Raw genomic sequence first — 17,077 nt, forward strand, 5'->3', positions numbered from 1 at the left:
AACCAAAATGCTTAATTACAAGAACAACTTACCTATTATTTTTATACTGGGTTGCTTCACTGCGCCTTTAATAAGCCAAGCTGCGCAAACTGATCTTGATTTTAGACTGCGTTTTGAAAGCGTTGATCAAGAAAATGCTCTAAAAGATGCAAGCGGCTTAACACTTAGAACCCGCTTAACGCATCAAACAGACGAGGTGAATGGTTTTTCAGCACTTATTGAAGTAGAAGACACTCGCAGCCTATTGGGCGTAGATGATTACAACAATACAGTGGGGAAAAACACTAATTATTCTGTTATTGCAGACCCAGAAAACACTGAGATAGACCAAGGCTTTGTTAAATATGCCCGCGATGGTCTATCGCTAAAAGTAGGGCGCCAAATAATAGCTCTTGATGGGCAGCGTTTTGTTGGGCACGTAGGTTGGCGCCAAGACAGACAAACCTTTGATGCCGCGACCATTAATTACGCATTTAATAACATAAATTTACAGTACAGTTATTTAAATAAGCGTAACCGCATATTTGCTGACGATAAAGACATTAAATCGTCCGATCATTTAATTAATGCAAGCTTTAAAACAGACTACGGTAAAGTGGTTTTATACAGTTACTTATTAAGTGACGATGCACTACAAGACGACAGTTTAGATACTTATGGCGTTTCTTTTAACGGTAATAAAACCCTAAACGACATAAAATTTTATTACAAAGCGGAGTATGCAACGCAGTCTGCTTCAACAAGCGTGAGTGATTTTGATGCCGATTACTATGCACTTGAAGGCGCTGTCGATTTAAATGGGTTGGGCATAAAAACAGTAACATTAAAAGTTGGCATAGAGTCACTTGGCTCTGATAATGGCGATTACGGGTTTGCAACACCGCTTGCCACGTTACATAAATTTAATGGTTGGACAGATACGTTTTTAAATACACCCACACAAGGTTTGGACGACACTTACATAAGCTTAAACGGTAAAGCGTTTGACGGAAAATGGCTGGTGGCTTATCACAGTTTTGATGCCAATGAGCAATCAAATGGGGTTGACGATTTAGGCAGTGAACTAAACGTACAATACGTTAAAACTATTAATAAACAATACGCAGTAGGTGTTAAGTATGCTGATTACTCAGCGGGCGATACTGCTGCTAATAAAGTCGATACTCAAAAATTGTGGGTATGGATGAGCGCTAAATTTTAACCCTCTCTATCTTCTAATATTCACTTGTAATTTATAGCGACACACGATGGTGCAATTGCACCATCTTGTGGGGATTTACGCTTTTCACCTCTGCACCAATGTAGACAACTTGCTGATTTTAAATGCTTATATATTTGGCTTACATATTGCTATAACAAACCTATAACAAATTATTCGATTTCAATTTTAGTCAATTACTAAAATAGGTATCACTTTAAGGTGGGTAAATGTTAAGCAAGCAGCGTGTTGTAGTGGTAGGAAACGGAATGGTCGGGCACCATTTTGTGCAACAGCTAGTTTCTCAAAATCAAGCTGATGAGCAATTTGAAATTACGGTACTTAGCGGTGAAGACCGTTTAGCGTATGACCGCGTACAACTATCCTCTTTTTTTAAAGGCAAAACCGCAGACGACCTCGCACTTACATGTAATAAAACCTATGACGATTGGCAAGTACGCTTTCATACTCATTCTAAAGTGGTTGATATAAATCGTGATACCCAAACTGTAACGACCGCTAAAGGGGAATTGTTTGAATACGACAAACTTGTGCTTGCTACAGGTTCATTCCCATTTGTACCGCCTATACCGGGTAAAGATCGCGAGCATTGCCTTGTTTATCGCACCATTAACGATTTACACGCAATAAAAAATTCAGCCCACGGCAGCAAAGTAGGCGTGGTAATTGGTGGCGGTTTACTGGGGCTTGAAGCTGCAAACGCATTAAAGCAATTGGGTTTACAGACTCACGTAATAGAATTTGCACCGCAACTTATGGGTGTACAAGTTGATGCTGGTGGCGGTCGGCTACTAAAAAACAAAATTACAGATTTAGGTGTTACTGTGCATACATCTGTAGCAACTGAGGAAGTAGTAGAAGGTGAAAGTTGCCGTTACAAAATGTGTTTTAAGGGCGGTAAAACCCTTGAAACCGACATGATTGTATTTTCGGCAGGTATTCGCCCTTATGATAATTTAGCCCGAGAGTTTAATTTAGAGATAGGTGAGCGCGGCGGTATTGTAATTAATAACCACTGCCAAACGAGCGACAAAAACATATACGCTATTGGTGAATGTGCACTGTGGAATAATTTTATTTTTGGCTTAGTGGCACCCGGTTACGCCATGGCTAAAATAGCAGTTGGGCATATTTTACAAGATACGCAGCAAGGTTCCTTGCAAAGTACTGGCTTAGACAATAAAGCCGATGAATTTAATGGTGCCGATATGAGCACCAAGCTTAAATTAATGGGTGTTGAAGTAGGCTCTATTGGCGATGCACATGCACGCAGCGAAGGCGCAATAAGCTATTACTTTGAAGACCAAGCCAATGGTATTTATAAAAAAATAGTCACTAACTCACAAAGTAATAAGCTGATTGGCGCGGTACTTGTTGGCGATACCAGCGATTACGACAATTTGCTGCAATATCATTTAAACGACATTGAACTTACCACCGCTCCCGAAGCGCTCATTATGCCCCTTGCCGGCGACATAGCAGAGCTAAGCGCCGATGACTTGCCTGATGACGCCATTATTTGCGCTTGTCATAAAGTAACTAAACACACCATTGAACAAACAGTCGCTAAAGGCTGCATAGATTTGGCAAGTGTGCAGCAAAGCACCAAAGCCAGTACAGGCTGTGGAGGGTGTGAAAAGCTCGTTCAAAATGTAATAAACAGCGCGCTCGCTAAGGCAAGTAACACTATTAACGTAGTTACCCTTAATGAGCCTGTAAAACAGCCTGCATAAATTAAAGCACACTAAAAGAGAGCAGTATGACAACCGCAAACACGTCACCAACTATAAATAAAACCAGTTTAAAACAAACAACATGTGCTTACTGTGGTGTAGGGTGCGGTGTTGATATTTCACTTTTTAATAATGTGCCAACCAAGCTTGAAGGCATGCGAGAGCATCCCGCAAACTTTGGTCGTTTATGTGTAAAAGGCACCCATTTGCTAGACACCACAGGCAGTGATAATCGCTTAACGTCGCCCCTTATTAATAACCAAGCCGTTACGTGGGATGAAGCCACCGACCATGTTGCCAATAAATTTAACGACATAATACAAAAGCACGGACCCGATGCTGTGGCTTTTTATGTATCGGGGCAGTTACTTACTGAGGATTACTACATCGCGAATAAATTAATGAAAGGCTACATAGGCTCAGGCAATATTGATACAAATTCGCGCCTGTGTATGTCATCTGCTGTGGCAGGTTACAAACGCGCTTTTGGTGAAGACGTAGTGCCGTGTACCTACGAGGATTTAGAGCAAACTGAGCTGCTTATTTTAATTGGCTCTAATGCCGCATGGACGCATCCGGTTTTGTATCAGCGAATGGAGCGTGCAAAGCAGCTTAACCCAAATATGAAAGTGGTGGTTATTGATCCGCGCAAAACCGACACCGCTGAGCTTGCCGACACATTTTTAAATATAAAACCAGGCAGTGACGCTGCGCTTTATAACGGCTTGCTTAATTATTTAAATGAGCATAACCACCTCGATACGCAATTTATTGATCAGCACACAAACGGCTTTGAAAGCGCATTGCAAGAGGCACAAAAATGGAACTGTGAGGCAGTTAGCGACTTTTGCGATATAGCAATTGAGCAAGTCACTGAGTTTTACGCGCTATTTGCTAACAGCCCAAGTGCGATTAGCTTTTATTCAATGGGTATAAATCAATCAAGCTCGGGTGTAGATAAATGCAACGCCATTATCAATGCTCATTTAGCCTCAGGTAAATTACTTAAGCCAGGCAGTGGTCCGTTTTCGATTACGGGGCAACCCAATGCGATGGGCGGGCGCGAAGTCGGTGGCTTAGCTAATCAGTTAGCGGCGCATTTAGATATTGAAAACGAAGCGCATCAATCACTTGTACAACGCTTTTGGCTCTCGCCAACTATTGCTAAAAAAGCAGGTAGTAATGCCATCGATATGTTTGATGAAATAGCCGCAGGCAAAATCAAAGCAGTGTGGATAATGGCAACAAACCCAATGGTGAGCTTGCCCAATAACGCCGCTATTAAAAAAGCATTAGAGAACTGCGAGCTGGTGGTTGTATCTGACTGTATTGCAAAAAGTGATACGTTAAAGTTTGCCGATGTTGCCTTTCCATCAACCGGATGGGGCGAAAAAAACGGCACAGTAACTAACTCAGAGCGCAGAATATCAAGGCAGCGCCCTTTAGTAGCGCCTTATTCAGGAGCTAAAAACGATTGGCAAATTATGTGCGAAGTCGCTAAAAAAATGGGCTTTGAAGGGTTTGATTTTACAGACCCAAGTGGCATTTTTGAAGAATGGGCACAATTAACCGACTTTGAAAATAACGGCAGCCGATTATTAAATCTCTCTGGTTTAGTTGGGCTCACACAAAATCAGTATGATAATTTAAAACCCATTATGTGGCCTGTTGTTAAAAACGAGCCTTATAAAAATGGTCAGGTTTTTACAAATAACCAATTTAGCACCGCTGATAAAAAAGCGCGTTTTATACCTATAACGCCGCAATTACCGGTGCAAAAAACATCAAATGATTATCCGTTTGTAATGAACTCAGGGCGTATACGCGACCAATGGCATACCATGAGCCGCACGGGTAAAAGCACTGCGCTTTCATCGCATATTACACGCCCTTATATTGAAATTAATCCGCTTGATGCCAGTAAATTAGCAATTAAACAAAACGATTTAATAAGTGCAATTGCCCTAACTGGGCAGGTTACCGCGCATGCAAAAGTAACCGATGCCGTGCGCAAAGGTGAATGCTTTATGCCTATTCATTGGAATAAGCAATTTGCGTCATCAGCAACAGTAAGTGGGTTGTATCAATCGGTAGTTGACCCTCTATCTGGTCAGGCTGAGTGCAAACACGGTGCTGTTAATATAGTTAAAGCACCCTTTGTGCAATATATGCAGCTGTTTGCTAAAAACGAACTTGTTATAAACAGTGATTTTTGGCTCAAAGTTAATGCAAGCAATTGCTTTAATTACCAATTGGCGCTTAATGAGCCACAAAGTGATTTACTGTATTTCTGCCAAACCTTAACCGGTTTACAAGGGCAGTGGTCGGCTATGAACACGGCAAAAGCCATGCATGTGCAGTGTATTCAAAACGATAAATTAGCGTTTGTTGGTGTTATTTCTAACGAGCAAAAAGAAATATCACTTGAGTGGATAAACCATTTATTTGCAGAGCCATTACTGACCTTTACACAGTTACAGTCTTTGCTTTATGCAACCCCCGATGAAGAATTTACCCAAGGCGTGCAAGTGTGTAGCTGCTTTAAAGTAAGAGAGCAGCCAATTATAAACGGCATTAAAAACGGTGCAAACACAGTCGAGCAATTGGGGTCTGAACTTAAATGTGGGACGAACTGCGGTTCGTGTAAAACGCAATTAAGCCAATTAATAAAACAACATTACAAAGCCGGTTCTAGCAGCATTGATGTTGCGGTTGAAATGTAAACAAACAAGGAAGCATATGCTTAATGATCAATTTGGTCGGCAGTTTAACTATTTGCGCCTCTCAATAACTGATGTATGTAATTTTAGTTGTAGTTATTGTTTACCAAACGGGTATCAGTGCGATACGCCGCGTAATTTTTTAAATAAAAACGAAATTAGCACGCTAGTAAATGCGTTTGCAGAGCTAGGTACTAAAAAAGTACGCATTACAGGTGGCGAACCGTGCTTGCGAAACGACGTAACCGATATTATAAAACTCTGTAAAAATACACCTGGCATAGAAAAAGTAGCCATTACTACCAACGGGTTTAATTTATTAAAGAAAATTGATGAATTTGCTGAGGCAGGGCTTGATGCGCTTAATGTCAGTATTGATAGCTTAAATCCGAGTATGTTTAAACTCATAACAGGGCACGACAAACTTAACCTTATTTTAAAAGGGATTGAACGCGCGGTAGATCTGGGCATAAAAGATATAAAAATAAATGCAGTGCTTGCCAAGCAGTTTAATAAAAACCAATTGAAGGATTTTTTAGCGTGGGTAAAACACCACAAAGTTACAGTGCGCTTTATAGAATTAATGGAAACTGGTGACGGCGCAAAATTTTTTGAAGAAAACCACTTAAGTGGGCAAACGGTTAAAGCCCAATTACTCGACCAAGGTTGGTTACAAGTCGTTAGGGGGAAATTAAATGGACCCGCTGAGGAATTTTGTCATCCTAATTACGATGGTCGTATTGGTTTAATAATGCCGTACAGTAAAGACTTTTGTAAAAGTTGTAATCGCTTAAGGGTGTCGGCGCTGGGTAAATTACACTTATGTTTATTTGCAGAGCAAGGTATAGATTTACGCGAACTACTCAACGAGGACGATACTGCAGCGACCGTAAAGGCAATTCGAGCCGCTATGGGCAATAAAGAAATAAGCCATGAGCTGGATAAACGCTTAACAGGTGCGACAACTCACTTAGCCATGTTAGGCGGCTAATATGGAAGCTAATATAAAATCTAATATGAAAGTTAAGCGAGATTTTACAGGCGTTGTGCTTGCTGGTGGTAAGTCATCAAGAATGGGCACAGACAAAGCCGATTTAGTTTTAAAAAATAAAACGCTATTGCACAATGCGTGTGATTTATTAAAAGACGTAGGCGCTAAAAACATACTAATAAGCCGCAACGTTACAAATCCAGTTAAATCATCGAGCCAATATTCTTCGAGCGATTATCCTTCAGAAAAGTACGTTAAAGATATATACCCAAATAGTGGACCCCTTGGCGGTATTTACTCAACATTAATAGCCACCGAGTATGACTTACTTATTACTGCGGTAGATATGCCTCTACTAACGAGTAGTTTGTTAAGCACAATTGTGCTGGCTTCTCAGTCAAATAAAGTACAAAGTGTGAGCAATCAATTAAATCAGTCACAAATACATGCTTGGCACTTTGAAAATGAACCACTACCGCTGTATATTCGTAATACAAGCAGTGTAAAAAATCATTTAAAACACATACTCACAAACGCAAACAGTCATAAGTCAATAAAACAGTTTACCCAAAGTATTGGTGTGCAAACGCTTTTATGTAATAAAACGCATGCATTAATAAACACCAATACGCCGGCGCAATTTAAAGCTGTAAATGAGCATTTTGACCAAAGCATTAATCAATTAAGAAGAACATTATGAGTCACACAACTGAGTCACAAATAGCATTAAACATTGCCGTAATGACGGTAAGCGATACACGCGATGCGATTACCGATACTTCTGGTCATTACTTAATTAAAGCGCTAACTGAAGCTGGTCATCACTTAGCTGATAAAGACATAGTTAAAGATGACGTTTACCAAATGCGTGCAGTGGCATCGCAGTGGATAGCCGATGACACCATTCATGCTATTTTAGTGACTGGCGGTACAGGTTTTACTGAGCGCGATTCAACACCAGAGGCATTTGCGCCGCTGTTTGATAAAAGCGTAGACGGTTTTGGTGAGCTATTTAGGCACATATCGTACGGCGAAATTGGTAACTCTACTATTCAATCTCGTGCATTGGCAGGACTTGCTAATAACACCGTTATTTTTTGTATGCCAGGCTCTACAGGCGCATGTAAAACTGCGTGGACAGGCATAATAAAAGATCAACTTAACTCAATGCATAAACCGTGTAACTTTGTACCGCACATTACCATTGGTAAAAAGTGTGAATCGCGTGAGCAATAGTATGTTGAGTCACGTTGACGAAAACGGCCAAGCGAATATGGTTGATGTATCGCTCAAAGACGTAACCTTGCGCGATGCCTCAGCTGAAGCATTTATTAGCATGAGCAAGCTTGCCTTTGAACAAGTAATGCTTAATCAAAACAAAAAGGGTGATGTGTTAGGCGTGGCACGCATTGCAGGTATTCAAGGCGCTAAAAAATGCGCTGATTTAATTCCGCTTTGTCATCCGCTTGCACTTAGTAAAGTCGCTGTTGATTTTGAACTTGATGAAGCAAACAGCCAAATTAAAATAACCAGCTACTGCAAACTTGCAGGTAAAACGGGGGTTGAAATGGAAGCGTTAACAGCGGTATCTGTGGCTAGCCTTACTTTGTTTGATATGTGTAAAGCAGCCGACCCACTAATGGAAATTAGCGGCATGCGCGTTACTCAAAAAGCAGGGGGCAAAAATGGTAGTTGGCAACGCGATTAATCCAAACGATGCAATATCTAGCGCCGGGAAAGTAGAGTTATTGTTTTTTGGGCAACTAAAAGAGCGGTTAAAGTGCAGTAAATTAAGTCTTGAGATTACGCAGCCGCTTAGTATTTCAGAGCTTAAATTAAAATTAGTGAGTCAATACCCGCACTGGCAACCGTGGCTGGAAGAGCGTGAGCTACTTGCAGCGCTTAACCAAACTATGTCATCAAGCGACGAAATAGTGAAAGCAGGGGATGAGCTTGCCTTTTTCCCGCCGGTTACAGGTGGCTAATGAGCATACATATTCAAGTACAAACCGATGATTTTAATGTAGGTGACGAGCACAATACGCTTTGTAGTAATAATAAAAGCGATGGCGCTGTTGTCACCTTCACAGGTTTGGTAAGAGAGTTCAGCAGTGGCGATAACGTTATTGCACTTGAGCTTGAACACTACCCTGGTATGACCGAGCAACTCCTTCAATCTATTGCAGAGCAAGCACAAACTCGCTGGCAACTGGCGCGAATATGTATTATTCACCGCGTTGGTTACTTAGCACTTGGCGAGCAAATTGTATTTGTAGGCGTAACGTCCCGCCATCGCCAAGCCGCGTTCGAAGGCGTACAATTTATTATGGATTACTTAAAAAACCACGCCACGTTTTGGAAAAAAGAGCACTTTAAAGACTCATCAAATTGGGTTGAGTTTAAACAAAGTGACAAACAAGCGCTGGATAAGTGGGAAAAGTGATGCAGATATTTCATTACTTGTGCTCTACAGAGGTTATATAGCTCTCAGTTTGCGTGTGAAGTCTGCGTTTTTCGTGTTATAAATCAGCAATATTAGATTGTTAGCTCGACCCAAGTCTGGAAGACATATGCGCACATCAAAAATGTTATATTTTACAATATTATTACTTGTTCTACTTTCAGCCTTTCTTGCTGTATGGGTATATGATTTAAAAGAAGGTAAAGATTTACTAAGCTTCACCATATCAACAGTAAGCTTTTGTATAGCCGTATTAGCTTTATTTATTACTGTTAGAACATATACGTCAATTGATAGTGTAAATAACATTAGTAAAATGGAAGGTAACATTTTAGATAATGAAAATTACGTAACCTCACTTCCAGAGTTAATTAATCAGTTTAAGTCCCAAGATGAAAATACACTAGAGAAAGAGATTTTTGACTCTATTGAGCATAAACTAAAAAAAGAGTCAGAAACCGCCGTTCTCTTTGCCGATACTCTGCAATATGTAATCGACCTAATTGTTTTATTCCCAGCTGTTTTTAATGCATCAGAAACTAACAAAGTACTTTATAAAAAGCGTATGGATACAATTTTGTCAGAAGTTGATAGGCGCTGTGAAATATTGCACTCGGTAAGTAAAGGTAATTCAATCCAAATAACGGAAACAATAAAGCTATTTAAAGCTGTTGTGTCTTACCAAAGTTTTGTGGCTGATGATAATTTTAATATTCATGCAGACTTACTTCATGTCAGAGGTCCAATTCTTCGTAATCCAGTGACAAAAACCATTTACCATAATTACCTAGGTTTGTATTACAACAAAAAAGGCATGCATTTGCTGCGAGAGTCGCTAAATATGAACTCTGTAGATATTTTGTCTATTGATGGTTTAGAATTGGCTCAAAAAAATATTAACACTATAGAACCATCAATACTTGAAGAAATAAGTATGTATCTTAAATCTGCCGCTGAGCAGTTCGATAAAGCACTTAAAGTATCTAGCGAAGATGTTATGTGGCCTGGTTTTATTAATTACAATAAAGCACGTACGGTATATTTTCTAGCTTTACTATCAAATAGCGAACTTAATTGGTTAGATATTCTCGACGAAGCAATAGAGTCTCGCAGCAGGTTAAATCGACTAATTGACGAAATTTTAATGATAGACAGATCAAAACCAGCCAATATTGTTAGCACACATTTAAGAGAATTTTTTCTATATCAAGAAGAGTTAGCACGTACAGTAAAATTGAATATTTTACTGTCGAATAATCTAACCAGACAAAATAATGCACCTATTATATATAAAGGGATTAATATCACTGATATATCAAACGAAAAACTAACTGACTTATTTGTTTCAATACAAAAGTTTTCTACAGTTAGTATTTACCAAGAAAAAATTATAAGTCGACTTAAGAATAACCTCGCTGTGACAAACTAACAAAGCTTCAGCGAGAAAGTAGGGGATATACTATTTTTACGGCTTTTTGCTCATCATAAAAAAGCCACTTACCTATGCATGAAAAGTCATAGCAAGAATAAATGGCTCTTTATTAAAATGTTTTTTGGACTGAACTTATTTTATTACACTTTTCCATTGCTCAAATCAGGCATTAAATTGAGCCTGTTATGGATAGCATGATGGATGAAAGATAACTTAGTTCGCACCGCTTGAGTTAGTACAAATGGGTAGGCATCGGCAAGTCCCATGCTGCGATTTAGTGAATTTAGAATGATCGAAAATTCCATCCAAGTATCTAAAATAGCATCAATCGATGTTTGTGAATTAAAGTAATATGCACTTTGTGGCAATCTAAGCTCGTCTGCTTCATCTAATTCAAACTCATTACCTGTTGTTGAGCCTGTAATTGAAAAGTTTTTGGCTGTTTCTAAAGTATCGATAATATGCATGTAATGCGCCCATGTTTCCGCCCAGTCTTCATAAGGGTGCATAGTAGCGTATTCACTGATAAAGGTTTCATGCCAGTTAGCTGGCGCGCCTTGCTTGTAATGAGTATCGAGCGCTTGCTGGTAATCTAATTCGTCATCACCAAAATATTGCTTACATAAAGCATGTTTTTTTGATGAATTTGCGATTAGTTGATCAAAATAATAATGACCGAGTTCATGGCGAAAATGGCCAAGTAAAGTACGGTAACGCTCGCCCATTGCTATTTTAGCTTGAGAGCGTGCTACGTCGTCTGCTTCAGCTAGGTTTATAGTGATATGCCCGCAATCGTGTCCTGTAAATACAACGTCTTGACCTATAATAGGGCTTACAAAGTGATCGCTTACGTTACGGTCTGCTATAAAATCGAAGCTTAATCCGCTTTCAGGTTCTTGAATCGTGGTATTTAAAGGGAGTGATAATGATTTTAATGTATACAAAGCGCGACGTTTTGCTGTCTCCATTTTTTTCCATAATGGAATATGTTCAACAATACTTAAATCGGGCACCGTTTCATTAAAGCGGCACGAAAAACACAGCACTTCGTCTTTATCGGCAACAGGTATAAATGTGTCTAAATTAACCATACCATTGCATACGTGATACTGAGCGTTGTTATCACATTTTTTATAAAAAACTTCAGGCGCTTCTGCTTTGTAAAATAACCCCGATTGCTCATCAATTTCATAGGGTTCAACTTGGTCGAACTCATCATCAATACCCACGGTTCTGCCGCAAGCCAAACAATGGCTGCTTTCAAAAAATAAAATAAGTTGATCTGTGCAATTACATTTAAATGTTTTCATATGTTACCGAATAAAAAAGAGACCGTATAAACCACTTTTACTTAGCGCTATGCTATTGGAGGATAGTGGTTAAATCCTTTTTAAAAGTTCAGACTTTTTAATATTAAATTCATCATCACTCAACGCATTAGAGTCGCGAAGTTGTGCTAACTTTTCAATAATTTGAAGTGTTTCGTCTACCGAGTATTGCCCCACAGTATTATTAGCCGGTGCTTCAACTTGGTTTGGTGTTGACGATGCAAAATTCGGCTGCGTTACTTGCTGCGTAAAATCTTTTTGTGGTTCTGGAGGCGTTGGCGTTTGCCCTGAAATTAATGGCAGGGTATTTACATTAATTGTCCCCCACTGACTGTTAAATGTAAGAGAGGTATTATTGCCTTGCTGTTGGCTTACACCACCAATATTATGATCTAACGTGTCGTATACGCTCACTTGTCCATTTAATTCAACGGCTAAGCGATTAGGGAATATAGCGTAGCGAATATTATTTTGCGCACCACTGCTAAATGGGCTGCCTAGATTACCTGGCCACCACTGATTGCTGCCAGGCGATCCTACAGGAATAACCGGAAATATTTGGTTATTGCTCAATATATTAGCAAGTTCGTTGCACAAGTTATCAACGGTTGATTTTAAACCGTTGTTAAACATGTCGCCAACCATTGTCATTCCGCCACGCATCCATTGACCAGAACCACCAAGTTCTGGGCAATTAAACTGTGCCATTGAGCAACCGCCGTTATTAACGCTAACTAACATGTGAATTACTGCATCGTGACTGAGGTTATAACGAGATGCTATACCATTAACTAAGTTTTCACCGACATCTGTTAGCTTTTGCATAAGAGAATATCCTATTAGGTAGATTGGGTTGATTTAAAAAATCTTAAATACGCTAGGGCGTGTTGATTTTTGGGATTGAAATTTGTTCAATCTAGGGGCGATTTAATCGCGGCGCGAGGTTTGTAACCTAGTGGGCTAAGTAAAAACCGAGCAACAAAGAGTCAATCGTCCCTAGAAAGAACCCAGGGGCAGCGCATGTTTGGCATTTATGCTGCGTTATCGCCTATGTATGGGGAACAACCACACATCATAGACTCTGCCTTGCTTAAATACCAAACGCACTGCTGTAAATTCAACCACCAAAGAACAACACGCCCTAGTGCTGCATTACCTTTAGCTTTGATGATAATGAAAAATTAACAGGTTAGTGAGGTGTGCTGGTTTTTCAAATTGGACGTGTTCTGTTTTGTTTGAAATTAAAACACACCACTGCAAAACTAATCTTTAAAGTAAGCATCTATGTATTAAAGTTGCTTGTTTTATCTCATCGAGATCGTTAGTTTTACTGTAACGTAAGCGGTTAAAAATCGATCTAGTATAGCACCGTTACTTACTTTAACAGCAGCTTTATTGTGAACTATTTCTTACTATTTAATGATTGTTTTTAATGATTTTTAAACTCTAAATAAATACTTTTAATTATAACCGTTTAGCGTTATAAATAACGGAGTAAGTATTTTTAAAAATTAACTTTATTTTTTTATTTCAATATTTTAAATTAATTAGCTTTAATTGTAAGTTATTTTAAAGCGCTATTTTGGTGCGTTTTCTGCACCATTAAAAATCTAAAATTGATGGTTTAAATTACACTAAGTTTACTATTTATTGAATAGGTGTGTTTTTCCTATTAATTAGGTCAAAACCTTTATGCATAACGTTGCTATGTGCAAGAGCCGCGAGTGGATGAACAGTACTACTTAAGCAAGTCTTTTGGTATAAAAATTGCACAAGTGAATTAGTCCAAATAATATTTTCAGCGTTATATTGTGGCCATACATTATTAAAGGGGAATTAATAGATGACAATTACAGTTGGGATTTCGCACCATACTCAGTATAAATACGACCGGTCAGTTAATATGGGGCCGCATATATTCCGATTACGTCCAGCGCCACATAGCCGTACAAAAATTAAAAGTTATTCTTTAAAAATAGTTCCAGAAGATCATTATATAAATTGGCAACAAGACCCTTTTGGTAATTACCAAGCGAGGGTGGTGTTTAACAAGCCAACTACCGAATTTAGTTTTACAGTTGATTTGGTCGCCGAACTAACGGTTATTAATCCTTTTGATTTCTTTTTAGAAGATTACGCCGAAAACTTCCCGTTTGTTTACGATGCTATTTCAAAGTCAGAACTCTCTCCTTATTTAAAAAAACGCAAAGCCAGTCCAAAATTTAAAGAATTAATTGAATCTTTAAACCCTAAAGAGCCGCTTAGAAGCGTTGATTTTTTAGTGGCTGTTAATCAAGCTATTTATGAATTAGTAGGTTATGGCATTCGTTTAGAACCCGGTGTGCAAACGGCAAACGAAACAATAAGTAAAAAAACAGGTTCGTGTCGTGATTCTGCTTGGTTATTAGTACAATTGTTTCGTCATTTAGGGTTGGCATCTCGATTTGTATCGGGTTACCTAGTACAGCTAACCTCAGATCAAAAATCACTAGATGGCCCAAGCGGTCCAGAAGAAGATTTTACCGATTTGCATGCATGGACCGAGGTGTATATTCCGGGTGCAGGTTGGATAGGGCTTGATCCTACCTCGGGTTTATTTGCTGGTGAAGGTCATATTCCATTGGCGTGTACGCCAGAGCCAAGCTCGGCAGCGCCGGTAACCGGCGGTATAGATGACTGTAAATCTGAGTTTAGCTTTTATAATAAAGTAACGCGTGTACACGAAGACCCACGTGTTACTAAGCCGTATTCTGAGGCGCAGTGGGCGGCAATTAACCGTTTAGGTCAGCACGTTGACAATGTTTATAATGAAGAAAATATACATTTAACCATGGGCGGCGAACCTACGTTTATTTCTATTGACGATATGGAACATCCTCAGTGGAATACTGATGCCGATGGTAAAGAAAAAAGAATATTAGCTCAAAATTTATTTGTAGAAATGAATAAAGTATACACAAAAGGTGGCTTTACTCATTACGGACAAGGTAAATGGTATCCGGGTGAGCCATTACCACGTTGGCAATACGCATGTTATTGGCGCAAAGATGGTGAGCCTTTATGGCAAGATGCTGCACTATTAGCCGATCCTAATAAAGATTATAAATTTGATCATACCGATACTAAAAAGTTTGCTGATAAACTGTGTGACTCACTTGGTCTTGAAACCAAGGCACTTACTACGGCTTATGAAGATATTTTATATCACATGTGGCAAGAAGCCTCATTACCTACCGAAATAAAGCCAGATCAACCAGAACTTCTCCATGCAATGAGCCGAAAAGGCTTTTTAGCTAAAATGGATAAAGGCATAGAAAAGCCTGTTGGCTATGTTCTACCTTTAAAATGGAACGATAGTAAAAACTGTTGGCAGTCGTGTACGTGGGAGTTTAAACGGGGTCATTGTTTTTTATTACCGGGTGAATCACCACTTGGTTATCGTCTACCTTTAGACAGCCTTGAGTGGAGCGGCAATATTATTGACCGCGACCCGTTTGATATTCCAGAAAATTTTACCAAAGCTAAAAAGCTTAAAAAGGGCTTTATTGGTAAAGAAATGGTTAAAACTGCGCTTGTAATGGAAGTGAGAGAGGGGCGTTTATATATATTTATGCCACCAACAAGTCATTTTGAACATTACATGGGTTTAATAAGTAGTATAGAGAGTGTGGCTAAAGAACTTAAAATGCCGCTTGTTATTGAAGGCTATAGCCCACCTAAAGATAGCCGCGTAGAAAAATACGCTGTAACGCCAGATCCAGGTGTTATTGAAGTAAATATTCATCCTTCAACATCGTGGGATCAATTAGTCAGTCGAACCACAACGTTATACGGTTTAGCAAAAGAATGCCGATTAGGTACCGATAAGTTTATGGCAGATGGTCGCCATACTGGTACTGGTGGTGGTAACCACGTAACGCTTGGTGGCGAAACACCTGAGCAAAGCCCATTTTTACGCAGACCCGATATTTTAAGAAGCTTTATTACCTATTGGCAGCATCATCCTGGTTTGTCGTATTTGTTTTCGGGGCTTTTTATTGGTCCTACAAGCCAAGCACCGCGAGTGGATGAAGCCCGTGATGAAGTTTTATACGAGCTAGAAATTGCTTTCTCACATATGCCCGAAGGTGAGGTGCCTGAGCCTTGGTTAGTTGATAGGTTACTGCGTAATTTATTGGTGGATTTAACGGGTAATACACACAGAGCAGAATTTTGTATAGATAAGCTCTATTCACCCGATTCAGCCACAGGTCGTTTAGGGATTGTAGAATTTAGAGGCTTTGAAATGCCTCCACATTCACAAATGAGTTTAGTGCAAATGCTACTGTTGCGTACTTTACTTGCTTGGTTTTGGAAAAAACCTTACCACAAGCCATTAATACGTTGGGGTACTGAGTTACACGATAAGTTTTTATTACCACAATATGTAGAAAACGATTTAGCTGAAGTAAGCCGCGATTTACAACAAGCAGGTTTTCAATTTCAGTTAAGTTGGTTAAATCCATTTTTTGAATTTAGGTTTCCGGTATGTGGCACGCGAGAACTTGATAACGTTACACTTGAGCTTAGAACCGCAATCGAGCCTTGGCATGTACTAGGCGAAGAGGCAAGTGCGTCGGGTACGGCGCGCTATGTAGATTCGTCATTAGAAAGAGTGCAAATAAAAGTACAAGGAGCAATGAGCGATCGCTATGTTGTAACGTGTAATGGTCGAAGAGTGCCGCTTAAACCGGTTAAAGGTAAAGCAAAAGATGAAATGGTCGCGGGTATACGATATAGAGCTTGGCAACCACCTACAGCGCTTCACCCAACTATTGGCGTACATGCTCCATTAGTTTTTGATTTAATCGATACGTGGGAAGGTCGTTCAGTTGGAGGCTTTGTATATCATGTGAGCCATGCTGGGGGTCGTAATCCTGAAACGCTACCGGTTAATGCATTTGAAGCTGAAGGGCGCAGAGTTGCAAGATTTTGGGAGCATGGGCATACACCATCTTTACTTGCATCAGCAGAACCAAGCTGGAGCCCATCGGCGGTTACGCATAGTTTTCAATCGGCGCAAAGCGCAAGTGAATACGTGGTACCTGATGAAGAAAGTAGTAATCCTGATTATCCAAATACCTTGGATTTACGCAGGCAGCCTAACTTTAAATAATAATTGATAGTTGTGTCATTCCACTTTGAAATTATTTA

13 protein-coding genes are annotated in these 17,077 nt (G+C 39.5%); 11 read left to right on the forward strand and 2 right to left on the reverse strand.

The window, feature by feature from the left end:
- Window positions 1-7 precede the first annotated feature (7 nt).
- From H5160_RS12140 to H5160_RS12185, 10 genes are all read left to right on the forward strand, one after another.
- Complete coding sequence (locus H5160_RS12140) at window positions 8-1,201, forward strand: alginate export family protein (RefSeq protein ID WP_182737598.1); 1,194 nt, start codon at window positions 8-10, stop codon at window positions 1,199-1,201.
- 227 nt (window positions 1,202-1,428) lie between these two features.
- Window positions 1,429-2,952 carry an FAD-dependent oxidoreductase gene (locus H5160_RS12145; RefSeq protein WP_182737600.1) on the forward strand — a complete coding sequence of 508 codons (1,524 nt, stop codon included), beginning with the start codon at window positions 1,429-1,431 and terminating at the stop codon, window positions 2,950-2,952.
- Window positions 2,953-2,978: 26 nt separating this feature from the next.
- A complete protein-coding gene (locus tag H5160_RS12150) occupies window positions 2,979-5,675 on the forward strand; it encodes a nitrate reductase (RefSeq protein WP_182737602.1) in 2,697 nt (898 codons plus the stop codon).
- Window positions 5,676-5,691: 16 nt separating this feature from the next.
- Window positions 5,692-6,663, forward strand: coding sequence for a GTP 3',8-cyclase MoaA (gene moaA, locus H5160_RS12155; RefSeq protein ID WP_182737604.1), 972 nt, complete (start codon window positions 5,692-5,694; stop codon window positions 6,661-6,663).
- Window positions 6,664-6,688: 25 nt separating this feature from the next.
- The gene (locus tag H5160_RS12160) at window positions 6,689-7,363 is read left to right on the forward strand and encodes a molybdenum cofactor guanylyltransferase (protein ID WP_404936234.1); all 675 of its coding nucleotides are present in this window, start codon (window positions 6,689-6,691) and stop codon (window positions 7,361-7,363) included.
- The gene (gene moaB, locus H5160_RS12165) at window positions 7,360-7,899 is read left to right on the forward strand and encodes a molybdenum cofactor biosynthesis protein B (protein ID WP_182695790.1); all 540 of its coding nucleotides are present in this window, start codon (window positions 7,360-7,362) and stop codon (window positions 7,897-7,899) included. The genes H5160_RS12160 and moaB overlap by 4 nt, the downstream gene beginning before the upstream one ends.
- Before the next feature lies 1 nt (window position 7,900).
- Window positions 7,901-8,371 (forward strand): cyclic pyranopterin monophosphate synthase MoaC, encoded by a 471-nt coding sequence (moaC, locus tag H5160_RS12170; protein ID WP_007375236.1) that lies wholly within the window; start codon window positions 7,901-7,903, stop codon window positions 8,369-8,371.
- Window positions 8,349-8,648, forward strand: a complete 300-nt coding sequence (locus H5160_RS12175) for a MoaD/ThiS family protein (RefSeq protein WP_182737607.1) — start codon at window positions 8,349-8,351, stop codon at window positions 8,646-8,648. Before moaC ends, H5160_RS12175 begins: the two co-directional genes overlap by 23 nt.
- The gene (gene moaE / locus H5160_RS12180) at window positions 8,648-9,106 is read left to right on the forward strand and encodes a molybdopterin synthase catalytic subunit MoaE (protein ID WP_182737609.1); all 459 of its coding nucleotides are present in this window, start codon (window positions 8,648-8,650) and stop codon (window positions 9,104-9,106) included. The genes H5160_RS12175 and moaE overlap by 1 nt, the downstream gene beginning before the upstream one ends.
- A gap of 127 nt (window positions 9,107-9,233) precedes the next feature.
- Entirely contained in the window at window positions 9,234-10,553 is a 1,320-nt protein-coding gene (locus H5160_RS12185) for a hypothetical protein (protein ID WP_182737611.1), read from the forward strand.
- Between the two features lie 143 nt (window positions 10,554-10,696).
- On the opposite strand, the gene H5160_RS12190 is transcribed toward H5160_RS12185, so the two are convergent.
- Window positions 10,697-11,866, reverse strand: coding sequence for a putative zinc-binding metallopeptidase (locus tag H5160_RS12190; protein ID WP_182737613.1), 1,170 nt, complete (start codon window positions 11,864-11,866; stop codon window positions 10,697-10,699).
- A 69-nt stretch (window positions 11,867-11,935) separates the two neighbouring features.
- Complete coding sequence (locus tag H5160_RS12195) at window positions 11,936-12,709, reverse strand: SHOCT domain-containing protein (protein WP_182716372.1); 774 nt, start codon at window positions 12,707-12,709, stop codon at window positions 11,936-11,938.
- Between the two features lie 1,018 nt (window positions 12,710-13,727).
- Here H5160_RS12195 and H5160_RS12200 point away from each other — a divergent pair.
- Window positions 13,728-17,039, forward strand: coding sequence for a DUF2126 domain-containing protein (locus H5160_RS12200; protein WP_182737614.1), 3,312 nt, complete (start codon window positions 13,728-13,730; stop codon window positions 17,037-17,039).
- The last annotated feature ends 38 nt before the right edge of the window (window positions 17,040-17,077 follow it).

The organism is Pseudoalteromonas sp. SG43-4, assembly GCF_014164325.1.
GTDB lineage: Bacteria > Pseudomonadota > Gammaproteobacteria > Enterobacterales > Alteromonadaceae > Pseudoalteromonas > Pseudoalteromonas distincta.

Coding starts and splice junctions, on each gene's coding strand:
- H5160_RS12200 (WP_182737614.1), top strand. CDS start 13,728: ATGACAATTACAGTTGGGATTTCGCACCATACTCAGTATAAATACGAC.
- H5160_RS12140 (WP_182737598.1), top strand. CDS start 8: ATGCTTAATTACAAGAACAACTTACCTATTATTTTTATACTGGGTTGC.
- moaB (WP_182695790.1), top strand. CDS start 7,360: ATGAGTCACACAACTGAGTCACAAATAGCATTAAACATTGCCGTAATG.
- H5160_RS12185 (WP_182737611.1), top strand. CDS start 9,234: ATGCGCACATCAAAAATGTTATATTTTACAATATTATTACTTGTTCTA.
- H5160_RS12160 (WP_404936234.1), top strand. CDS start 6,689: ATGAAAGTTAAGCGAGATTTTACAGGCGTTGTGCTTGCTGGTGGTAAG.
- moaE (WP_182737609.1), top strand. CDS start 8,648: ATGAGCATACATATTCAAGTACAAACCGATGATTTTAATGTAGGTGAC.
- H5160_RS12150 (WP_182737602.1), top strand. CDS start 2,979: ATGACAACCGCAAACACGTCACCAACTATAAATAAAACCAGTTTAAAA.
- moaC (WP_007375236.1), top strand. CDS start 7,901: ATGTTGAGTCACGTTGACGAAAACGGCCAAGCGAATATGGTTGATGTA.
- moaA (WP_182737604.1), top strand. CDS start 5,692: ATGCTTAATGATCAATTTGGTCGGCAGTTTAACTATTTGCGCCTCTCA.
- H5160_RS12175 (WP_182737607.1), top strand. CDS start 8,349: ATGGTAGTTGGCAACGCGATTAATCCAAACGATGCAATATCTAGCGCC.
- H5160_RS12195 (WP_182716372.1), bottom strand. CDS start 12,709: ATGCAAAAGCTAACAGATGTCGGTGAAAACTTAGTTAATGGTATAGCA.
- H5160_RS12145 (WP_182737600.1), top strand. CDS start 1,429: ATGTTAAGCAAGCAGCGTGTTGTAGTGGTAGGAAACGGAATGGTCGGG.
- H5160_RS12190 (WP_182737613.1), bottom strand. CDS start 11,866: ATGAAAACATTTAAATGTAATTGCACAGATCAACTTATTTTATTTTTT.